The 21076-nt window shown below is 65.1% G+C and carries 20 protein-coding genes; 11 read left to right on the top strand and 9 right to left on the bottom strand.

Translation table 11 applies throughout. The annotated features are described in order from the left end of the window. Nucleotides 1-2 precede the first annotated feature (2 nt). Nucleotides 3-653 carry a 3-oxoacid CoA-transferase subunit B gene (locus QX010_RS12420; RefSeq protein ID WP_315717539.1) on the bottom strand — a complete coding sequence of 217 codons (651 nt, stop codon included), beginning with the start codon at nucleotides 651-653 and terminating at the stop codon, nucleotides 3-5. Then, a complete protein-coding gene (locus QX010_RS12425; protein ID WP_315802623.1) occupies nucleotides 653-1381 on the bottom strand; it encodes a CoA transferase subunit A in 729 nt (242 codons plus the stop codon). The genes QX010_RS12420 and QX010_RS12425 overlap by 1 nt, the downstream gene beginning before the upstream one ends. A gap of 310 nt (nucleotides 1382-1691) precedes the next feature. Here QX010_RS12425 and QX010_RS12430 point away from each other — a divergent pair, with 310 nt between their 5' ends. The 5 genes from QX010_RS12430 to QX010_RS12450 all read left to right on the top strand — a co-directional run bounded on the left by QX010_RS12430 (nucleotide 1692) and on the right by QX010_RS12450 (nucleotide 7997). Next, the gene (locus QX010_RS12430) at nucleotides 1692-3641 is read left to right on the top strand and encodes an AsmA family protein (RefSeq protein ID WP_316179839.1); all 1950 of its coding nucleotides are present in this window, start codon (nucleotides 1692-1694) and stop codon (nucleotides 3639-3641) included. Between the two features lie 142 nt (nucleotides 3642-3783). After that, the gene (locus QX010_RS12435) at nucleotides 3784-5163 is read left to right on the top strand and encodes an ABC transporter substrate-binding protein (protein WP_315802622.1); all 1380 of its coding nucleotides are present in this window, start codon (nucleotides 3784-3786) and stop codon (nucleotides 5161-5163) included. Nucleotides 5164-5276: 113 nt separating this feature from the next. Then, nucleotides 5277-6152 carry a sugar ABC transporter permease gene (locus QX010_RS12440; protein WP_316179762.1) on the top strand — a complete coding sequence of 292 codons (876 nt, stop codon included), beginning with the start codon at nucleotides 5277-5279 and terminating at the stop codon, nucleotides 6150-6152. Beyond that, nucleotides 6149-7000, top strand: a complete 852-nt coding sequence (locus tag QX010_RS12445) for a carbohydrate ABC transporter permease (RefSeq protein WP_315802620.1) — start codon at nucleotides 6149-6151, stop codon at nucleotides 6998-7000. Before QX010_RS12440 ends, QX010_RS12445 begins: the two co-directional genes overlap by 4 nt. A gap of 7 nt (nucleotides 7001-7007) precedes the next feature. Continuing rightward, nucleotides 7008-7997 carry a signal peptidase gene (locus tag QX010_RS12450; protein WP_316179763.1) on the top strand — a complete coding sequence of 330 codons (990 nt, stop codon included), beginning with the start codon at nucleotides 7008-7010 and terminating at the stop codon, nucleotides 7995-7997. A gap of 25 nt (nucleotides 7998-8022) precedes the next feature. Here QX010_RS12450 and QX010_RS12455 read toward each other — a convergent pair whose 3' ends face one another. The 5 genes from QX010_RS12455 to QX010_RS12475 form a co-directional block, all read right to left on the bottom strand. Then, nucleotides 8023-8835 carry an ABC transporter permease gene (locus tag QX010_RS12455; protein ID WP_316179765.1) on the bottom strand — a complete coding sequence of 271 codons (813 nt, stop codon included), beginning with the start codon at nucleotides 8833-8835 and terminating at the stop codon, nucleotides 8023-8025. A gap of 171 nt (nucleotides 8836-9006) precedes the next feature. Then, complete coding sequence (locus tag QX010_RS12460) at nucleotides 9007-9921, bottom strand: ABC transporter permease (protein WP_315802617.1); 915 nt, start codon at nucleotides 9919-9921, stop codon at nucleotides 9007-9009. Beyond that, nucleotides 9918-11090 carry an ABC transporter ATP-binding protein gene (locus QX010_RS12465; RefSeq protein WP_315802616.1) on the bottom strand — a complete coding sequence of 391 codons (1173 nt, stop codon included), beginning with the start codon at nucleotides 11088-11090 and terminating at the stop codon, nucleotides 9918-9920. Before QX010_RS12465 ends, QX010_RS12460 begins: the two co-directional genes overlap by 4 nt. 50 nt (nucleotides 11091-11140) lie before the next feature. Then, the gene (locus tag QX010_RS12470; protein WP_316179767.1) at nucleotides 11141-12703 is read right to left on the bottom strand and encodes a glycerol-3-phosphate dehydrogenase; all 1563 of its coding nucleotides are present in this window, start codon (nucleotides 12701-12703) and stop codon (nucleotides 11141-11143) included. Nucleotides 12704-12834: 131 nt separating this feature from the next. Next, entirely contained in the window at nucleotides 12835-15537 is a 2703-nt protein-coding gene (locus QX010_RS12475) for an EAL domain-containing protein (protein ID WP_315802614.1), read from the bottom strand. Nucleotides 15538-15749: 212 nt separating this feature from the next. On the opposite strand from QX010_RS12475, the gene QX010_RS12480 reads away from it, so the two are divergent. Further along, complete coding sequence (locus QX010_RS12480) at nucleotides 15750-16853, top strand: NAD(P)/FAD-dependent oxidoreductase (RefSeq protein WP_316179769.1); 1104 nt, start codon at nucleotides 15750-15752, stop codon at nucleotides 16851-16853. A gap of 190 nt (nucleotides 16854-17043) precedes the next feature. Here the strand turns inward: QX010_RS12480 and QX010_RS12485 are convergent, their stop codons facing one another. Further along, entirely contained in the window at nucleotides 17044-17229 is a 186-nt protein-coding gene (locus QX010_RS12485) for a YdcH family protein (RefSeq protein WP_315802612.1), read from the bottom strand. 290 nt (nucleotides 17230-17519) lie between these two features. Between QX010_RS12485 and QX010_RS12490 the strand changes: the two genes are divergently transcribed. The 3 genes from QX010_RS12490 to QX010_RS12500 all read left to right on the top strand — a co-directional run bounded on the left by QX010_RS12490 (nucleotide 17520) and on the right by QX010_RS12500 (nucleotide 18437). Continuing rightward, the gene (locus QX010_RS12490; RefSeq protein WP_009028242.1) at nucleotides 17520-17726 is read left to right on the top strand and encodes a YdcH family protein; all 207 of its coding nucleotides are present in this window, start codon (nucleotides 17520-17522) and stop codon (nucleotides 17724-17726) included. A gap of 144 nt (nucleotides 17727-17870) precedes the next feature. Then, nucleotides 17871-18083, top strand: coding sequence for a hypothetical protein (locus QX010_RS12495; protein WP_315802611.1), 213 nt, complete (start codon nucleotides 17871-17873; stop codon nucleotides 18081-18083). A 102-nt stretch (nucleotides 18084-18185) separates the two neighbouring features. Continuing rightward, the gene (locus QX010_RS12500; protein ID WP_315802610.1) at nucleotides 18186-18437 is read left to right on the top strand and encodes a hypothetical protein; all 252 of its coding nucleotides are present in this window, start codon (nucleotides 18186-18188) and stop codon (nucleotides 18435-18437) included. Nucleotides 18438-18485: 48 nt separating this feature from the next. Here QX010_RS12500 and QX010_RS12505 read toward each other — a convergent pair whose 3' ends face one another. Then, the gene (locus QX010_RS12505; protein ID WP_315802860.1) at nucleotides 18486-19187 is read right to left on the bottom strand and encodes a GGDEF domain-containing protein; all 702 of its coding nucleotides are present in this window, start codon (nucleotides 19185-19187) and stop codon (nucleotides 18486-18488) included. 147 nt (nucleotides 19188-19334) lie between these two features. Here QX010_RS12505 and purE point away from each other — a divergent pair, with 147 nt between their 5' ends. Beyond that, complete coding sequence (purE, locus tag QX010_RS12510; RefSeq protein ID WP_315802609.1) at nucleotides 19335-19823, top strand: 5-(carboxyamino)imidazole ribonucleotide mutase; 489 nt, start codon at nucleotides 19335-19337, stop codon at nucleotides 19821-19823. Beyond that, a complete protein-coding gene (locus tag QX010_RS12515; RefSeq protein ID WP_315802608.1) occupies nucleotides 19820-20929 on the top strand; it encodes a 5-(carboxyamino)imidazole ribonucleotide synthase in 1110 nt (369 codons plus the stop codon). Before purE ends, QX010_RS12515 begins: the two co-directional genes overlap by 4 nt. Nucleotides 20930-21076 lie beyond the last annotated feature (147 nt).

Raw genomic sequence — 21076 nt, forward strand, 5'->3', positions numbered from 1 at the left:
CCTCAGGCATTCTTGAGCGCGACCCGGAACTCGGCTTCGGTCTTGGCCTTGACCTCGTCGAGCGTCACGCCATCGGCGAGCTCGATCAGGGCCATGCCGTCATTGCCGTGCTTGTCGATCGTGAACACCGCCAGATCGGTCACCACCATGTCGACCACGCGCTCGCCGGTCAGCGGCAAGGTGCACTGCTTGAGCAGCTTCGGGCCGTCCTTGGCGCTGTGCTCCATGACCACGACCACGCGCTTGACGCCGGCGACGAGATCCATCGCGCCGCCCATGCCCTTCACCATCTTGCCGGGGATCATCCAGTTGGCGAGATCTCCGTTCTGGGCGACCTGCATGGCGCCGAGGATCGACAGGTCGATGTGTCCGCCGCGGACCATGGCGAAGGATTCAGCTGACGAGAAATAGCTGGTGATCGGCAGCTCGGTGACGGTCTGCTTGCCGGCATTGATGAGGTCGGGATCCTCCTCGCCCTCATAGGGGAACGGACCCATGCCGAGCATGCCGTTCTCGCTCTGCAGCGCGACGTCGACGCCCGGCGGAATGAAGTTGGAGACCAGCGTCGGAATGCCGATGCCGAGATTGACGTAGTAGCCGTCCCGCAGCTCCTTGGCGGCGCGCGCCGCCATCTGCTCTCGCGTCCAGGCCATCAGACTTCCTCCCCGGCTGCAGCGGCGGCTTCACGTTTGCGCACGGTGCGTTGCTCGATGCGCTTCAGTTCGGTTCCGACCTGGATAATGCGCTTGACGAAGATGCCGGGCGTATGAATGTGGTCGGGATCTATCTGGCCGGCCGGCAGCAGATGCTCGACCTCCGCGACTGTCACCCTGGCCGCAGTGGCCATCATCGGATTGAAGTTGCGCGCGGTCTTGCGGTAGACGAGGTTGCCGGCGGTGTCGCCCTTCCAGGCGTGCACGATCGCCAGATCGGCGAACAGGCCGCGCTCCATCAGATATTTCTCGCCGTCGAACTCCCGCACCTCCTTGCCCTCCGCGACCAGCGTGCCGACGCCGGTCTTGGTGAAGAAGGCCGGGATGCCGGCGCCACCGGCGCGGATGCGCTCGGCCAGGGTGCCCTGCGGGCAGAATTCGAGCTCCAGCTCGCCGGCCAGATATTGCTGGGCAAACAGCTTATTCTCGCCGACATAGGACGAGATCATCTTCTTGATCTGCCGTGTCTCCAGCAGCCGGCTGAGGCCGATGCCGTCCACCCCGGCATTGTTGGAGATGACGGTGAGGTCCTTCACCCCGGACTCGCGAATGGCGTCGGACAGGGTTTCTGCGATGCCACAAAGACCGAACCCACCCGACATGATGGTCATGCCGTCCTTGAGGAGGCCAGCAAGGGCGGATTTGGCGTCCGGATAGACCTTGTTCATACGGAAATGACCTGATGCAGAGCGGCGACCGCGCGGATATCGACCGGATTATTAGGCGAAATCTTCGCAATGCGTCAATGATGCCTTCCCAACGCGCACATCCTGCTTTAGCTGTGGCGCCAGCCTGCGCCTCCGGGGCGATCCGGAGTCAGGAATATCAGGGATCCGCCGCAATCCGGCCACACCGGCGGCGTGGCCTTGAAAGCGTCAAGAAAGCGCATCAAGTTGTTGATGTTGGCAGGGGTTTTCGGCGCACCCTGCCCATCCCGCGCAACCAGCGATCCGACGATCCCAGGACATGTCCGTGACCATGGCCCAAGGAATGAGGCGCCTCGGCACACCGATCGCGGTGCTGCTGGGCATCGCGTTCGTGGCCCTGCTGGCGAGCTCCTGGCTGGTCAATCGCGAGGCACTGCGGCAGGCGGTGGAGCACCAGATCCGCGCCGTGACCGGGCTCGAGCTCGTCGTCAACGGACATATCGACGTCTCCTTGTTTCCGGGCAGCTACGTCTCGTTCCACGATGTCGGCCTGAAGGGCAGCGGCACCGAGGATCCGGCCCTGCGCGTCGACGTGCTGACCGCCAATCTGCAATTGCTGCCGCTGCTGTTGCAGCGGTTCGAAATCGCCGATGTCATGATGCTGCGGCCGCAGATCAACGTCACCCGCGAGGCCGACGGCAACAGCAACTGGACTCCCTTCATCGAGACCATCGCGCGCACGATGCGTCCGGGGCCCGACAGCCAGATGTCGTTCTCCGAGATCCGCATCCAGGACGGCATCCTGGTCTACGAGGACACCGACCACCATGCTTCCGAGCGGCTCGACGATATTGATCTGTCGCTCGCCTGGCCGTCGATCTCGCGCTCGTTCGCGGCGACCGGGCAGTTCGATTGGCGCGGCCAGCGCATCGAGGGCTCCATCAGCGTCAGCGACTTCCTGGCTGCGCTGTCGGGGGACCGGTCGGGCTTGAAGATGCGTCTCGCCAGCCCGCCACTGAAGGTCGCCTTCGATGGCACGGTCGCGAACCGCACCAGCGCGCTGATGGAAGGCACGTTGACCGTGGACAGCCCGTCGCTCCGCGATGCGCTGCGCTGGACGGGGCAGACGCCGCTCGGCGGCGGCGGCTTCGGGCGCTTCGCCTTGCGTGCCCGCGCCAACGTGGTCGGCGCCTCGGTCGCCCTCACCAATGTCAACGTCGAGCTCGACGGCAACACCGCCGAAGGCGTGATGACCTACGCCAATAACGGCCGGCAGACGCTGCAGGCGACGCTGGCGGCCGACGCGCTCGACTTCACCCCCTACATCTCGACAGTCCGGCTGCTGGCCAATGGTGCGCGCGACTGGAACCGGCAACTGTTCGACCTCAAGGCCTTGTCCACCACCGACCTCGACATGCGGCTATCGGCCGCAAAAGTCACGGTCGGCTCCTCGAAAATCGGACGCACGGCCTTCGGCGCCAACCTGCGCAACGGCGTGCTCGCCCTCTCGGTCGGCGAGGCTCAGATGTATGGCGGCATCGTGCGCGGCTCGTTCGGAATCGCCCGGGCCGACACCGTGGCCGACGTGAAGGCTGAGCTGCAATTCAACGATGTCGATCTGCAGGCCTGCGCCAACGAGATGTTCGGCGTGTCGTCGCTGTCGGGACGCGGCAATCTCAACGTCTCGCTGACGGCTTCGGGCTCGAGCCCGTTCGGGCTCGCCCAGTCGCTCGACGGCAGCGCCAATTTGCAGGGCCGCGATGGCGCGATCTCCGGCTTCAACGTCGAGCAGCTCCTGAAGCGCCTCGAGCGCAGCCCGCTGTCGCGGGGCGGCAATTTCCGTTCCGGTTCGACGCCTTACGATTCGCTGACGATCGCGGTCAAATTCTCCGAGGGCATCGCGACCGCGGAGGACATCCGCGTCGAGAGCCCGACCGCGCGCATCACGATGACCGGTACGGCCTCGGTGCCGACACGGGAATACGATTTCAAGGGCGTCGCGAGCCTGCTGTCGTCAGGCAATGGCAGCAACGGCTTCGAACTGCCTTTCGTCGTCCAGGGCCCCTGGGAAGATCCACTGATCTTTCCCGATCCGGAAAGCCTGATCCGCCGCGCCCCGGCCGCCGCCCCTCTGCTCGATGCAGTCAAGGACCGCAAGACGAGGGATGCGGTGCGCTCGGTGCTGGAACGATTCACTGGCGGCGGATTGCGCCCGGCCCAGCCGGACAATGCGCCGCAGGCTGACGCGCCGACGGGCGGCACTCCCACCAAGCAGAACTGACCAACTCGGCTTGCTTCGCGTGCCGAGACGCGGCCGCCGCCACGACCTATGTCTGATATATTACTTCTGGATCACGTCGGGTCCCTGGGCTAGTGTCCCGCCACAACCGATCGAGCAAGATCGGCGGATCAGGGAGAGACATGTGAAATCCAGGGGAATGGGTGCGCTTTCAATCGCAGTAGCCGCCGGGCTTTTTTGCGCTGCAGCACCAGCTATCGCTCAGGACACCATCACGATCTGGTGGAGCAAGGGCTTCTACAAGTCCGAGGACGATGCGCTGCTCAACGTCGTCAAGAAGTTCGAGGCCAAGACCGGCATCAAGGTCGAGCTGTCGCAATACGCAATCCAGGACATGATTCCGAAGACGGTCGCCGCGCTCGATTCCGGCACCGTGCCCGACGTAGCCTATGCGGACACCTACGACGTTCAGGCGCAGGGTAAGTGGGCCTACGAAGGCAAGCTCGAGGATCTCACCGACATCCTGGAGCCGATGAAGTCGGCGTTCGCTCCGAACACGCTCGAGACCGCCTACCTCTACAACAACGTCGCCAAGAAGAAGGCCTATTACGGCTTCCCGCTGAAGCAGCAGAGCATGCACGTCCAGATCTGGGGCGACATGCTGGGCAAGGCCGGCTTCAAGCAGAGCGACATCCCGACCAAGTGGGAAGACTATTGGACGTTCTGGTGCGACAAGGTGCAGCCGGCGATCCGCAAGGCGACCGGCCAGCGCATCTACGGCGTCGGCCAGCCGATGGGCGTGGAATCCACCGACTCGTTCCAGTCGTTCTACACCTTCATGGACGCCTACAACGTCAAGCTGGTCGATGACGATGGCAAGCTCTTGGTCGACGACCCCAAGGTGCGCGACGGCCTCGTCAAGGCGATGAAGGATTATACCGACACCTACATCAAGGGCTGCACGCCGCCCTCGTCCACGACGTGGAAGGATCCGGACAACAACGTCGCCTTCCACAACAAGACGATCGTGATGACCCACAATTTCACGATCTCGATCGCGGCCAAGTGGTTCGAGGACTCCACCAACCCGGCGCTGACACCCGAGCAGCGCGCGGCCGGCAAGAAGGCCTATGAGGAGGACATCATCACCGCGTCCTTCCCCAACAAGCCCGACGGCACGCCGATCAAGTACCGCTCCGACGTCAAGACCGGCCTGATCTTCGCCAATGCGCCGCACAAGGCGCAGGCCAAGGAGTTCATCAAGTTCCTGATGCAGGAGGAGAACCTCGGTCCCTACGTCGAGGGCGCGCTGGGCCGCTGGTTCCCGGTGACGACCGCCGGCCAGAAGAGCCCGTTCTGGCAGGCCGACCGCCATCGCAAGGCCGTGTACACCCAGTTCACCGGCGGCACCACGCCGTTCGACTTCACCAAGAACTACAAGTTCACGATCCTCAACAATGAGAACGTCTGGGCGAAGGCGATGAACCGCGTTGTCAGCGAGAAGGTGCCGGTCGAGAAGGCCGTCGACGAGCTGATCGCGCGGCTCAAGGAGGTCGCCGGCTAGTCTCTCGCCTCGCGAGGCACTGGCGAGATCCTGACAAGACACCAAATCCCGGCCGCAGCGCATGCGGCCGGGATGGCTTATAGGCGGGAAGAGACGACCCGGGAAAAACGACCATGGCGATCACGCTCTCAGCTTCCGATTCCGCGATCGCGGAGGCACCGCGCCCGGTGCTGCTGACACCGTCACAGGTGTGGGGCATCGTCATGCTTACCCCCTATCTGCTCGTCTTCCTCGCCTTCGTCGTCTATCCCGTCGGCTACGGCCTGTGGCTCGCCCGGGAGCCGGCCAGCTATGTCGCGCTGTATAACGATCCCATCTTCGCGCGCGCCGCCGTCAACACGCTGATCTTCCTTCTGGTCGGCATCAATCTGAAGATGGTGGTCGCGCTGTTCCTGTCCGGCTTCTTCATTCAGCAGCGCGGCTGGATCAAATGGCTGTCGGTCATCTTCATCCTGCCCTGGGCGGTGCCTTCGATCCCGACCATCCTGTCGGTGCGCTTCATGCTCAATCCCGAATGGGGCGTGGTGAACCAGCTGATCTTCAAGTTCACCGGCGATGACGGCCCGAACTGGCTGAACGATCCGACCGTTGCGCTGTCGATGGCGATCGGCATGCACATCTGGAAGTCGCTGCCGTTCTGGACGCTGATCCTGATGACGGGTCGGCTCGCGATCTCGCAGGACCTGTTCGAGGCGGCCGAGGTCGATGGCGCCACCTGGTGGCAGAAGTTCCGCTTCATCACTTGGCCGTCGATGCAGACGCTCTACATCACCTGCACGCTGCTCTCGATGATCTGGACGCTCGGCGACTTCAACAGCGTCTATCTCCTGACCGGCGGCGGTCCCGCCGATCTCACCCACGTGTTGTCGACACTCGGCATCCGCTATCTCCGGCTCGATCAGCTCAGCCTTGCCATGGCCTCGATCGTCTGCGCGATGCCGCTAGTGCTCCCCCTGGTCTATTTCATGATGAAGCGGTTGTCGCGATGAAGCTCCCCACCCTGCGCGAGGTTGGCACCGAGGCCCGGCTGCTGCTGATCGGCATTCCCGTCTTCATCTGGACGATGATTCCGATCTACCACATGTTCCTGTTCGCGATCTCGCCGAAGGAGGACGCGTTCTCGGGCAAGCTGTGGCCGGATCATCCGACGCTGCACAACTTCTCGATCGTGTTCCACCAGCAGCATTATTTCCTGCGCGACTTCTGGATCCAGTTCGGCAACTCCGTCCTCATTGCCGCCGCCGTCGGCGCGCTGACCCTGGTGATCGCGACCTGCGCGGCTTACGCCATTTCGCGCCTGCGCGTGCCCGGCAGCCGCGTGGTGATGAACCTTGCGCTGTTCACCTATTTCATCCCGGCCGCGTTCCTCGCGGTGCCGATGTATCGCACCATGGGCAAATACGGCCTCCTCAACAACGACTGGTCGCTGATCCTGGCGATGGTGACGATCGCCTCGCCCTATGCGATCTGGGTGCTGAAACAGGCCTCCGACAAGCTGCCGGTCGAGCTGGACGAGGCCGCCGTGATGGATGGCGCCAGCCCGCTGCAGATCTTCCGCCTCGTCTATGTGCCGTTGATGATGCCCTCGCTGGTCGCGATCGGCACCTACGCCGTGCTGCTGGCCTGGAACGAGTACCTCTACGCGTTCCTGCTGCTATCGAACGACAAGGATATCACGCTGCCCGTGGCGCTCGGCAACTTCCTGGCCGCCGACGATTCGCCGTGGGAGCTGCTGATGACCACCGGCTTCATCTACGCGTTGCCGCCCGCCGCAGTCTACTATGCCTTCAAGCGCTATATGGTGGGCGGGCTGACCGCGGGCGCCGTGAAGTCGTGACGGAGCGATGAGGGTCGGATTTCGTCAGGGACGGTTCGCCGACGCATCGCGGGCGAACTGGGATGGCGACGGGCCGCGACCGATCGACTGGTTCGCCTGGTACCCGGTCGCCGACGACGCCAAGGAGACGGCGCTCCCGCTCGCACCGTGGCCGCAGGGCTGGTTCAATGCGGGACCAGCGGCCTTGAATTCGCCGCTCGCTGCAAGCGTAGACGCCTGTCCTCTCGTCGTGTACTCGCATGGCACCGGCTGCAACGGCCTGCAGTTCGAATGGCTGGCGCGCGAGCTGGCGGCCCGCGGCTTTGTCGCGGTCGCCGTCAATCATCATGGCAACAGCAACGCCGAGCCCTACCGCGCAGAGGGATTCCTCTGCTCATGGGAACGCCCGCGCGACGTGTCCTTGCTGATCGACCACATCGTCGCTCATCCCGATTTCGAAGGCCGCATCAACCTCGCCCGCAACTACGCCGTCGGCTATTCGCTCGGTGGCGTCACGGCGACGGCCCTGCTCGGCGCCATCATGCTCCGCTCGCCGTTCGAGCCCGGCGCCAATCTCGGCCGCGGACCGCGCGAGTTTCCCGATCTCGTCGATCATCTGCCGCGGCTGATGGAGAAGAGCCAGATCTTCCGCGATTCCTGGGCGCGGATGTCGGCCTCCTATCGCGATCCCCGCATCAAGGCGGCGCTGCTGCTGGCGCCGGGGCGCTCGGTGCAGGGCTTTTCAGAGGCGAGCGTGGCCGCGATCTGCCTGCCGACGCGCATCATGGTCGGCGGTGCCGATGCCCTGCTGCCGGCCGCGCGCTGGCTGCATGAGCGGCTCAGTGGCAGCGCGCTGGATATCGTCGCCGACGACGCCGGTCACTATGTGTTCCTGCCTGAGAGTACCGAGCTTGGACGAAATGCCGATCCGGCCTGCTGTGTCGATGCGCCGTCGATCGATCGCGCAGCGATCCACCGCGCGGTTGTGGCCGCCGGGTTGGAGCTGTTCGGCGCCTGAGCGACGCTGTCACAGCATTCTCCGTCTATAATGGCGCAGCGCTCTCGCCGCGGTCACTCGACAGCTTTGAAGCTAACGACGCCACGACGATCACCACGGCAATCAGCCCGATCACCAGGGTACAGATCGCGTTGATCTCCGGCTTCACCCCGAGCCGTACTTCCGAATAGATCCGGATCGGCAACGTCGCCGAGCCCGGTCCGGTGGTGAAGCTCGCGATCACGAGATCGTCGAGCGACAGCGTGAAGGCGAGCATCCAGCCAGCGATCACCGCAGGGGCGATCAGCGGCAAGGTGACCATCACGAACGCGCGCAGCGGATCGCAGCCGAGATCCATCGCGGCCTCCTCCAGGCTGCGGTCGAGCGACACCAGACGCGACTGCACGACGACAGCGACGAAGCACATCGTGAGGGTCGTGTGGGCGATCGTCACCGTCCAGAAGCCGCGCTCGGCCTCCAGCGCCACGAACAGCAGCAGCAGCGACAGGCCGGTGATCACCTCGGGCATCACCAGCGGCGCATACAGCATGCCGGAGAACAGCATGCGGCCGCGAAAGCCCTGGCCGCGCGACAGCGCCACCGCGGCCAGCGTCCCCAGCACCGTCGCCGCCGTCGCCGCGGTGGCGCCGACACGCAGGCTCATCCAGGCCGCATCGATCATGGCACGGTCGTTGAAGAACTCGTGATACCAGCGCAGCGACCAGCCGCCCCACACCGTCACCAGCCGCGAGGCGTTGAACGAGTAGATCACCAGGATCAGAATGGGCAGATACAGGAACGCCAGCCCGAGCGTCAGCGAGGCGACATTGAAGCGAGAAAGGCGGGAGGCTTTAGGCATGAGCGCCTCCTCCGTCGATCCGGGCGAAGCTTTCTCCGTTCCCTCCCCCCTTGTGGGGGAGGGTCAGGGAGGGGGGTCCCCAGCAAAGACTGCCGATGCGGACCCCTACCCCCAACCCCTCCCCGCAAGGGGGAGGGGAGCGAGAGAGCGTGCCTCGCTGCACTCCAGCCATCACCGGCTCTCCTCCAGCTGCCGGCGTTGCAGCCGGTCGTAGAGCAGGAGCGGGAGCAACAGGACGGCGAGCAGCACCACGGCGATGCTGGAGGCCACCGGCCAATCCTTGTTGGTAAAGAACTCGAGCCAGAGCGTCTGGCCGATCATCAACGATTTCGAACCGGCGAGAAGGTCGGGAATGACAAACTCGCCGACGATCGGGATGAAGCACAGCAGCGCGCCGGCGCCGACTCCCGGCAGCGACAGTGGAAACGTCACCAGCCAGAAGGTCTCGCGCGGCGAGGCGCCGAGATCGGCAGCGGCCTCCTCCAGCGCCGGCTCCAGCTTCGTCAGCGTCGCAAACAGCGGCAGGATCATGAACGGCAGATAGGAATAGACGATACCGACATACATGGCGCTGTCGGTCGACAACCACACCACCGGCGCCGAGACCAGATGCAGCGCGAGCAGCACCTGGTTCAACAGCCCGTCATGCTGGAGGATGTTGACCCAGGCATAGATGCGGATCAGGAACGAGGTCCAGAACGGCACGATCACAAGCATCATCGCGACGCCCTGCCAGCGCCTCGGCAGCCGCGCCATGCCATAGGCGACGGGATAGCCGATCAGCAGCAGGATGGCCGTCGACGTCGCCGCGACGACGACGCTGCGCAGATAGGACGCGAGATACAGGTCGTCCGACAGCAGCAGACGGAAATTGTCGAGCGACAGCGCCGCAAATGCATCCCGGAGCGACGACAAACCATCAGCCAGCGAGAACACCGGCGTATAGGGCGGCTGCGCGATCGCAGTCTGCGACAGGCTGATCTTGGCGACGAAGGCGAACGGCACCAGGAAGAACAGCACCATCCAGACGTAGGGCGCGATCGCCGCGAAGCGGGCCGGACGCGAGAAGATGCGGCGCGCGCTCATCGCTCCAGCACCACACAATCATCGGGCGTGAACCAGGCCACGACGCGCTGGTTCAGCCCATAGCCGTCGACGTCGAGCCGGGCCGTGTTGGCCTGAGAGGCGTGCAGGACAGCGCCGCCGTCGAGCTGGATCTTGTACGCGGTCTTGCCGCCGAGATAGCTCGCATCGGAAATGGTCCCCTCGACACAGTTGATCGCGGCGGCATCGCCGGCCGGCCGGCGAAGCGCGAGACGGATCTTCTCGGGACGGATCGCGACCGCAACCCTGCTCTCGCTGACGGGAGTGACGGGCTGTGCCGCAGCGAGCTCGCCGGCCGAGGCAGTCGTGATCCGCAGCCGGTGCGGCTCCCGCGCGATCACCTCGCCCTCGAACAGGTTGATGTCGCCGACGAACTCCGCGACCCACCGCGACACGGGCTCTTCATACAGCCGGCGCGGTGCAGCGACCTGTTCGAGCCGTCCCGCGTTCATCACCCCGATGCGGCTCGCCACTGTCATCGCCTCTTCCTGATCGTGGGTGACGATGATGAAGGTCATGCCGAGCTTGCGCTGCAGCTCCATCAGCTCGAACTGCGTGCTCTCGCGGAGCTTCTTGTCGAGCGCCGCCATCGGCTCATCCAGCAGCAGCACCTGCGGCCGGCGCGCCAGCGAGCGCGCCAAGGCGACGCGCTGCTTCTGGCCCCCGGACAGTTGATCGGGCTTGCGCTTCTCCAGGCCTTCGAGCCGGACCAGCGCCACCATCTCGGCGACACGGGTGGCGATCTCGGCGCGCAGCATGCCGGCACGCTTCAGGCCGAAGGCGATGTTGTCGCGCACGTTCAGATGCGGGAACAGCGCGTAGTTCTGGAACATCATGTTGACGGGCCGCTGATGCGGCAGCACCTGCGCGATGTCCTCGCCCGACAGCAGGATGCGTCCTTCATCCGGCGTCTCGAAGCCGGCCAGCATGCGCAGCAAGGTCGTCTTGCCGCAGCCGCTGGGGCCGAGCAGCGCGAAGAACTCGCCGGCGCGGATGTCGAGCGAGACGCCATCGACGGCGCGGAAGCTGCCGAAGGTCTTGACGACGTTCTCGATGCGCAGGAGCGGCGGCTGAGGATCGGGGCGCGGATCCGGCGGTGGCGATGCTACCGGCTCCTCGGCGGGTGCTGGATTTGCGGTCTCGTCAGCCATGTCCTGATCTAGTCACCCTGCCCGGCCACAACGCCGGGCCAGTCGGCAAGCTAGCCGCCCGCGGATTGCAGCTCAACCGCACGGGCCGGACTATCCCCGCTCGCGTCAGCCGCCTGCGGCGTGCTCCGGCCACAGGTCGCAGCGGCCATGAACGCAGCGAGCGCGTCGCGGTCGGCAGCGGGAAGCGTCAGGCCCAGCTTGGTTCGCCGCCACAGCACGTCGTCGGCAAAGCGTGCGCATTCGCGCGTCATGAGGTAGCGGACCTCCGCCTCGGTCAGCTGCGGCCCGAACGCCTGTCCGAGATCGGCCCGGCATCTCGCCTCGCCCAGCATCTCCGCCAGCCGGGTGCCATAGGCGCCGACCAGCCGCCGGGCCTCGGCTTCGCCGAGAAAGCGCCAGCGGTCCCGTGCGTCATCGACGAGATCCTCGAACCGGTCCCAGGCGAAGTCGCCCCCAGGAAGCGGCGCGCTCGCAGTCCAGCGTGGCGACATTGGATAGAAGCGCGCGAGGCGGGAGACCGCCTGCTCGGCCCGGTGCCGGACCGTCGTGACGTCGCCGCCGCACATGGTCAGCAGCGGCGCCTTGGCCGGCTCCCTGGCGCGTCCAGCATCGAGGCACACGACCGTTTCCAACCGTCCGCTGTCGGCGGCGCGCAGCACCATCATGTTGGCGCCAGCCACGCTCCGGACCACGTCCGCAGGCTGAATGTCCGAGCGGAAATAGCGGTTCGCCGCCTTACAGAGATAGGCCACGTCTGCCGCCGGCACCGCCACCACGGCTGGGTCGCCCTTGAAGCCGTGGGAGACCGTGCCGATCAGGGTGAAATCCTGCTCGTAGGGCTGGGCAAAGATCAGCCGTCCATCCGAATTCTGGAACACGTAGACCGCTTCGACGTCGAACAACCGCGGCACGATGATCTGGCTGACCTGCCGCGCGGTGACCCGCGGCGGCGGCTGACGCAGCACGGTTTCCGCCGTCGAGACGCTCCACGCGCCGGTAGCATTGGCGAGCGCGCGCGCCGTGACGATGCGGCGATGGCCGCGGTCGATGATGGCGAGCTGCCATATGTGATGACGATCGGCCCGCACGCAGCGGGCACCGGTGCGAATCTCCGCACCGCGCTCGGCGGCATCCATCGCGGTCAGGACCGCCAGGCGGGAATCGTCGACCACGCAATCGGAATAGTCGAACGCCGTCCCGATCGGACGCTTCAGGGCATCGCCGATCGGATGATGCGTGACATCGAGCGCCGAAGCGGCCGGCAGCCGGTTGCGCGTAGCGAGGCGGTCATAGAGCCAGAGCCCTGCGCGCAGCTGCCATGGCGGCCGCTCATTGGCGTGAGCTGGAATCGCAAAGCGGATCGGCCGCACCAGATGCGGCGCGACCGTGAGCCAGACATTGCGCTCCGCGAGCGCACGGCGCACGCGCAGAAAGCCGCGGCGCTCCAGCGCTGCGAGATCGCCATGCACCAGCCGCGACGTCGCCGACGAGGCGGCGCCGCCGAGATCGCCCTGCTCGACGAGGATCACGCGCAGACCGCGGCCAGCCGCATCACGCGCCAGGCTGACGCCGTTCAGACCTCCGCCGATGATCGCCAGATCGTAGTCCGCCATGCGCAAGATCTTCGAGCGTCCCAGGACGAGCGATCGTAGAGCGGCGGAGATGATTCTCGTAGCGGCCCAGCCGTCATGCGCACGGATAAATCCGCGCTGTTGCGCAACCGCCTCTGAGCACGAGTGCCAGGTCAGCCCGTCTTGCGAACGGAGGCGATGTCGTCGTGAGCGCGACCGACAATGCCGTCGTATTTGGCGATCGGCAGGGGCTTGCCGAGCAGATAGCCCTGAACCGAGTCGCAGCCCTGCTCGGCGAGGAAGCCGAGCTGCTCCGGCGTCTCGACGCCTTCCGCCACGATCGACATGTTCATGCCGTGACCCAGACCGATGACCGCACGAATGATCGCCGCCGATTGCGGGTTGCGGCCGATATTCATGACGAAGGCGCGGTCGATCTTGATCTTGTCGAACGGGAACGCCTGAAGGTAGCTCAGCGACGAGTAGCCGCTACCGAAATCGTCCATCGAGACGCGAACGCCGAGCGCCTTCAGCCGGCGCAGCAGCGCGACACCGCGATCGAAATCCTCGATCAGCACACCCTCGGTGATCTCCAGCTCGAGCCTGCCGGGCGCGAGCCCCGTCTCGATCAGGATCGAGTGGACCAGCGCAACGAGGTCGCCATGGACGAACTGCGCCGGAGACAGGTTGACCGCGACCTGCAGCGGCTTCGGCCACGACGCCGCCTCGCGGCAGGCCTCGCGCAGGATCCACTCGCCCATCTCGACGATGAGGCCGCTCTCTTCCGCGAGCGGAATGAAGTCGCTCGGCGGCACGAACCCCCGGACCGGGTGCTGCCAGCGCGCCAGCGCCTCGAAGCCGATGATCTCGCTGGCGTCGACCGTGCGGCCGGAGACGGCCTGCGGCTGGAAGTACAGCGACAGTTCGCCATGCTTGATCGCGACAGACAGCTCCTGATGCAGAACGCGGCGGTCGCGAATCTGCTGATCCATTTCAGGCTCGTAGAAGGTGATGCTGCCGCGCGATTTGGCCTTGGCGCGGAACAGAGCAGCACCCGCATTGGCGAGCAGCGACGCCGGATCCGAACCATTGTGCGGGAACACCGAGATGCCCGTCGTCAGCGCAGTGCGGATCGACTTGCCCTCGATCTGGAAGTCCACCGCGATCGCCGCCGCCAATTGCTCGGCCAGAGCCCTGCCCGTTTCCGGTTGCTTGCCGTCGATGATCAGCCCGAACTCGTCGCCGGAGAGGCGCGCGACCACCCCGCCCCGGGCAACGGCGTGGACGCGGCGGGCGACCTCGATCAACAGCTTGTCGCCGATGGCGTGGCCGAACACGTCGTTGACGTCCTTCAGGCCCTTGAGATCGACGTTCAGGACCGCGAACTCCTCGTCCGTATCCGCGCAGGCCTCGATCATCTGGCTCAGGGCCTGCAGGAACGCGGCGCGGTTAGGCAGATCGGTCAGGCCGTCGTGATAGGCCATGTGCGCCATCCGCGATTCGGTCTGGCGCCGATCGGTGACGTCCTCATAGGTCTTGATCAGATATTGCGGCTGGCCGGTCTCGCCCAGCACGGTTGCCCGCCGCGTCAGGAACAGCCGCAGGCCGTCCTTGGTCGAGATCGGATGTTCCTCAGTCAGAAGGCCGCGCTTCTTGATGGCGGCTTCGTCGCGCGCCGTGATCAGTCTGGCTTCGCGCGGATTGAAGATGTCGGCGGTGGTCAGGCCGGTGGCGTCCTCGCGCTTGCGGTTGAGGATGATCTCGGCGCTGCGGTTGGCGAGCAGATAGCGGCCGTCGCTGACGCTCTCGACGATGAGCGAAACCGGAATGTTGTCGACGACCAGTTCCAGGAACTTCTTGCTGTTCTCCAGCTCGCGGCTCAGCGATCGCCGCTCCGTGGCATCGTCGAACAGCGCGATGAGGAATTGCGGTTCGTTCTTGTCGTTGCGTGCAACGACCCGGTGGGCGTCCAGGATGCGCTTCTCGTCACCGCGTTGAACCACGAGTTCGCTGCAATAGGTGGTGCCGGGCGCCAGCATCGCTTCGCGGTCGGCAGCCGCGATGTCGGCCGCGGTCTCTTCGCCGAACAGGTCGCTCGGGCGCCGTCCGATGATCTGATCCCGCGGCACCTGCGCGAACTGCTCAAACGCCCGGTTGGCGAAGATGTAGCGGCCGTCCTCGATGTTCTTGGCGGCGACGCAGACGGGAACCTGATCGACCACCGATTCCAGGAACTGCTTGGTCGAGGCGAGCTCGCGCTCCAGCCGGTGCTGCACCGTACAGTCTTCATGGATGCCGATTGATCCGCCGGTCGGAAGACGGAACATCTGGGCGCGCACCACACGTCCGCCGGGCAGCTCGGTCAGGCACCCGTCCGGCTGCCGCGCCTGGCGCGCATAGTCCTCGACCGTCAGATTGAGCAGGCCACGCTGCCGCCGCAACTCGACCAGATCCCGGCCGGTGCAGCCGGGCGGAATGTCGGCCCGGCTCATGCCGTAGATCTCGAGAAAGCGGTGGTTGTAGAAGACGACGCGGTTGGCGGCGTCCGTCAGCATCAGCCCCTGGCTCAAATTGTTGAGCGCGGAGCTGATGAAAACGTTACGCCGAAGTTGTGCCCGCTTGGCGCGCCGCAAGGCCGAATGGATCCAGATCACGACCGACGCGAGGAAGGCGCAGACGACAACGCCGGCGATCAACACCTTCCAGAGCACGTCCGGCTCGATGGTGCCCAGGTAGCCGGAGGGCGAGAAATCGGAGGAAGCGGCCCAGGCGCGCGTCGGCGCAGCCGCCCACGCTGCCATGGCGGCCACCGAGGCCGCAACGACACGCGCAGAAAACGCGTTTCGGTCGCTCGCCTGCCAATTCTTGCCAGCCATCAATCACCCGCGGTATTCGGCGACAGTATCTGGCTTCACCTATTGGGATCGGGTAAACGGGTTCCGCAAACTTCGAAAAAGACGAAGCAAATTTGGTCAATGGCCGCCCTATGATGAATGGTTTGCTAAGGGCAGACGAACTCCGGACCGAGGCTCCACCTACCAGGGATTGCAGAGAGACATGACTTCTCCCAATCGTCTCAGGACTATGCATGGATAAAGTGGATTGCGTGGTCGTTGGCGCCGGCGTCGTCGGACTTGCCGTCGCCCGTCAATTGGCGCGGGCCGGACGCGAGGTCATCGTTCTCGAGGCGGCCGAGGGCATCGGAACCGTCACGTCGTCTCGCAACAGCGAAGTGATCCACGCCGGCATCTATTACAAGGCCGGGAGCCTGATGGCCCGCTTCTGCGTGGCCGGCAAGCGCATGCTTTACCGCTATTGCGACGAGCATGGCGTGCCCTACCGCAATTGCGGGAAGCTGATCGTTGCAACCAATCCAGCCGAGACCGAGAAGCTGCAGGGCATCCGCGCGCACGCCGAAGCCAATGGTGTCGAAGGGATGCGGCTGCTGCCCGGGTCCGAAGCCCTGGCGCTGGAGCCGGCCCTGGCCTGCCAGGCCGCGCTGCTGTCGCCATCCACCGGCATCCTCGACAGCCATGCCTTCATGCTGTCGCTGCGCGGCGAGATCGAGGACGCCGGCGGCGCCTTCGCCTTCCACACGCCGTTGCTGCGGGCCAAGGCGACGGGGGGATCGATCGAGGTCGATGCGGGCGGCGCGCAACCGATGACGCTGAGCTGCCGGCTGCTGGTGAACGCCGCCGGCCTCGACGCGCCCGAGCTGGCGCGGCTGATCGACGGCATGCCGTCGCCGCTGGTGCCGATGACCTATCTCGCCAAGGGCAACTATTTCAGCTGCAGCGCCCGGGCACCGTTCAGCCGACTCATCTACCCGGTGCCGGAACCAGGCGGCCTCGGCGTGCACCTCACGCTCGACATGGCAGGCCAAGCCAGATTCGGCCCCGACGTCGAGTGGATCGACCGGATCGACTATACGGTCGATCCGGCGCGCGCCGAGCGCTTCTACCCGGCGATCCGCAAGTACTGGCCGTCGCTGCCGGATGGGGCGCTGATGCCGAGCTATTCGGGCATCAGGCCGAAGATCGTACCGCCGGCCGTGGCGTCGCAGGATTTCGTCATTCAGGGCCCCCGCGATCACGGGGTGCCCGGACTCATCAATCTGTTCGGAATTGAATCGCCTGGATTGACGTCATCGCTGGCGATTGCGGCTCACGTCCGCGATCTCGCCTTGAGCTGAAGACCCCGATATCGGGATGAACGGCGTGTGGCGATAGCGGGAGACAACGCAGGCAGATGCGTTCGCGTCATCGTCTATCGCAACTAAGTCTATCGCAACTAATTTGATTGAAGTTGCGTCTGGGATGGACAGTCACCATCCCAGGCGCACGGTCTTACGATCGGATGGTACGGCGGGTGATGGTCACATGTCAGTGAAGTGTTTCGCTGGTTACCTGTCTCAAGCGCTCGATCTCGTCCTTCACCATCAGTTTGCGTCGCTTCAGTTCGGCAATTCGCAGGTCGTCCGTCGATGGATGCAGGAGAGCTTCATGCAATTCGCTTTCAAGAACTTTATGCTTACGCTCCAGTTCAACGAGATGCGCCTGAATGGCCATTCGAAACCTCCTCGGTAGGTGAACCTGAGATTCGACCAGGGCTAATGAGTGTACACAAGTCGCTTGACCTGTCGATGGGGCCAAAAGACCGCACATGCAAATTTGAGCGCCGTGTGTAACGAACCGTGAGCAGATCCGGACGAATCTAACGCCGGTGCCAACCTGAAATTCACGGGACAGCTGCACGGATCTTGAGGGGCGCGGCTTGCTTATCAGCTTCGCAGGCGCAATATTTGCGCCCGCCTTCGCAAGGCTTTCCACTTCCTTCCGCTTTTTTGCTATCATAGATCATGGCTGACCAAGACGAGCGCGAACTGCAGGCCGAACTCGCGCGCCTGCAGCAGGAGCACCGCGATCTCGACGCGGCGATCGACGCTTTGCATCAATCGCCCGCCCCCGATTTGTTGCGGCTGCAACGACTGAAGAAGCGGAAGCTTCTGCTACGCGATCGGATCGCCTTCATCGAAGACCAGATCACGCCCGACATTATCGCCTGAGGCGAAGCGTCAGCACGCCTGACCGTATGCACACAGGCAATATGCATCAGCGGTGCAGGATATGCCGAGGCGCCTTGACAAACAGAACAAAAAGAGAACAATCAGGTCATCCCTCGTCCCCTGACGACAACAAGGATGGTTGTGATGCCCGCCTCCTTCTCCCCACAGGATCGGCTCTACGAACAGGCCTGTGACCAGGCCATCGCGATGTGCGACGGCAATCTGCGCTCCACGATCAAGGCGCTGATCATGGCGAACGAGTATCTCGAGCTGGAGCTGCAGGAGCTGCGGGCCGCGATCTCCTGCGGCTGCGTGCCCAACACCGCTTCGGACGGTCCGGAGAGCAATGCGGCCTGAGCCCTGCCTGAGTCTTACCTGAGTCCTCGGGCCGTCGAGACTCTCCGGACGATTGCCACCGCGCTCGCTCGCAGCTTCGACGAAGGCCGGGAGGTGCGTGCAATGCCTGATATCACCTATTACGTCGCCATGCCGTTCAGACGGGACGAGGCAGGGATGCTGGTCGCAGGCGCGGCCGAGGAATGCCAGAGTTCGTCCGCAGCGCTGCGTCGTGCCGAAGCGATGTCGCGCCTGCCGGACAACATCGGCGCCATTGCCTTCAGCCGCAGCGGCGATCCCTTGATGGGGGAATTCAGCGACGCCCGGCTGCTGCACAAGTTCGGCGAGTTGCCCGACGATCTCGGCGAGTTGTGAGCGCCGTGCACCACAAGCTCTGTCATCGGCGCGGATGGCCCGGGAGCGTCACCGCTGGTCGCCCGACCGGGCCGTTGCGTGCGCTGGGCTCTCGTACCTTCGTTGGGCCTTGCGCATGTACATCGCGCGGTCGGCTTCCTCCAGCGCACGCACCGGGTTGACGCGCTTGTCGAGCAGAGCAATCCCGGCCGACGCGCCGGCACGCACGGTCTGATCGCCGAAGGTGAAGGTCAGGCTGTCGATGGCCTGCTCCAGTTCCGCCGCCTTGGCATGGGCGTCCGCCGCGCTGAGATGCCAGAGCAGCACGCCGAACTCGTCGCCGCCGAGCCGGCCGATCACGTCGGAGGATCGGACATGCTCGCTGAGGACACGCGCAACCGCCTTCAGGACCTCGTCACCGGCGGCATGGCCGAACGTATCATTGATCGGTTTCAGCCGATCGACGTCGAGCACGACCAGGGCACCGGTCGCGTCATAGCGCTTGATGAAGGCGATCGAACGATGGAGCTCGCGGGCGAAGCCGCGACGATTGAAGATGTCGAGCAGGAAGTCGCGCTCAGCGGAGGCCGTCAGCTCGGCGATCCGGGCCTGTGCTGTCGCCAACTCGGCATTAAGGCGTCGGATCGTCTGCCGCGCGCCTGCCGGTACGGAACCGGGTTCAGGAGCCCGCGCGCGCCGCGAAGGCCGATGACGGTACCGGGTTCTTCGCTTCCCGGCTCGCCACGCGGCCGCCATGCGCTTCTTTTTCATCGGACACCTGCCGCGCCACCGTTTGGGCTTGCCGGGCTTGACCAAGACAGGATAGTCCATTCGGACCTTCATGCCATGGCTTGCCGCTGTCAGGACCGATCCTATACTCCGGCCCATGCTGATGGATTCCCGAGAAGAATTGAGGTCATGACCGCCCCGATCGCCATCATCATGGGAAGCCAGTCGGACTGGGATACCATGCGCCATGCCGCCGAGACGCTCGAAGCCCTGGGCGTGAGCTACGACGCCCGGATCGTCTCGGCGCACCGCACCCCGGACCGGCTGTATGCTTTCGCCAAGGGTGCCAAGGCGGCGGGCTACAAGGTCGTGATCGCCGGTGCCGGCGGCGCCGCCCATCTGCCGGGCATGACGGCCTCGCTCACGGAACTGCCCGTGTTCGGCGTCCCCGTCGAGTCGAAGGCGCTGTCGGGGGTCGATTCGCTGTATTCCATCGTCCAGATGCCGGCCGGAATTCCGGTCGGAACGCTCGCCATCGGCAAATCCGGCGCCATTAACGCAGCGCTGCTGGCGGCCAGCGTGCTCGCTCTCTCGGATTCCGCGCTCGCCGGCCGCCTGTCGGCCTGGCGGCAGGCGCAGACCAATGCGATCGCCGAACGTCCGGAGGGCACGGCGTGACCGGCTCCAATCGGGTGAAGCTCAAGCCCGGCGACACCATCGGTATTCTCGGCGGCGGCCAGCTCGGCCGCATGCTGGCGCTGGCTGCGGCGCGGCTCGGGCTGCGCTGCCAGGTGTTCTCGCCGGACCCGGACTCGCCCGCCTTCGACGTCGTGCTGAACGCCACCTGCGCCGAATATGCCGACGTCGAGGCGCTCGAGCTGTTCGCCAATGACGTCGACGTCGTCACCTACGAGTTCGAGAACGTCCCGTCGGCGGCCGCGATGGTGCTGGCGGCAAGGCGCCCGGTGCTGCCGAGCCGCTCTGCGCTGGAGACGACGCAGGATCGGCTGATCGAGAAGGATTTCGTCACCTCGCTCGGTATCCGCACGGCGAACTATGCCGACGTGTCCTCACTCGCCACGTTGCGCGAAGCAGCCTTTCGGATCGGCCTGCCGGCCGTGCTGAAGACACGGCGGTTCGGCTATGACGGCAAGGGCCAGATCAAGATCCGCCAGGGTGACGATCTCGATCGGATCTGGGCCGAGCTCGGCACCAAATCGGCGATCCTCGAGGCGTTCGTTCCGTTCGAGCGCGAGATCTCGGTCGTAGCGGCCCGCGCGGCCGATGGCCAGGTCGAGTGCTTCGACGTCACCGAGAACGAGCATCGCGATCACATCCTGAAGGTGTCGCGGGCGCCAGCCCGCATCCCCGATCCGCTCGCCGACGAGGCCCGGGACATTGCCAGCCGGATCGCCACCGCCCTCGATTACGTCGGGGTGCTCGCCGTGGAGATGTTCGTGGTATCCGATGGACCTGCGCCCGGCGTCCTGGTCAATGAAATTGCCCCCCGGGTGCACAATTCCGGCCACTGGACCCTTGACGGTGCCTCGATTTCCCAGTTCGAACAGCACATCCGCGCGATCGCAGGCTGGCCGCTCGGCAAGCCGCTGCGCCACGGCCACGTCACGATGACGAACCTGATCGGGGACGAGATCGACACCTACGAGCAGTGGCTCACGGTTCCCGGCGCCACCGTGCACCTTTACGGCAAGGGCGCCGCCCGCCCGGGTCGCAAGATGGGGCATGTGACCCAGGTCTCGCCCCTGCCGCCGAGGCAGGGCTGAAATAAACCGCTCGGGCGGGTTAAACTTGCGGTCAAGAGCACGTCAGCGGGTGGACAGCGACGGTGTCCTCTGATACACGGGCGCCCTCAAGGTTAAGGGCGCGGCCATTTGCCAGCCCTGACTTCACCAGATTTCAAACCGATAGAC

The organism is Bradyrhizobium sp. SZCCHNRI1009 (assembly GCF_032487575.1).
Classification (GTDB): Bacteria; Pseudomonadota; Alphaproteobacteria; order Rhizobiales; family Xanthobacteraceae; genus Bradyrhizobium.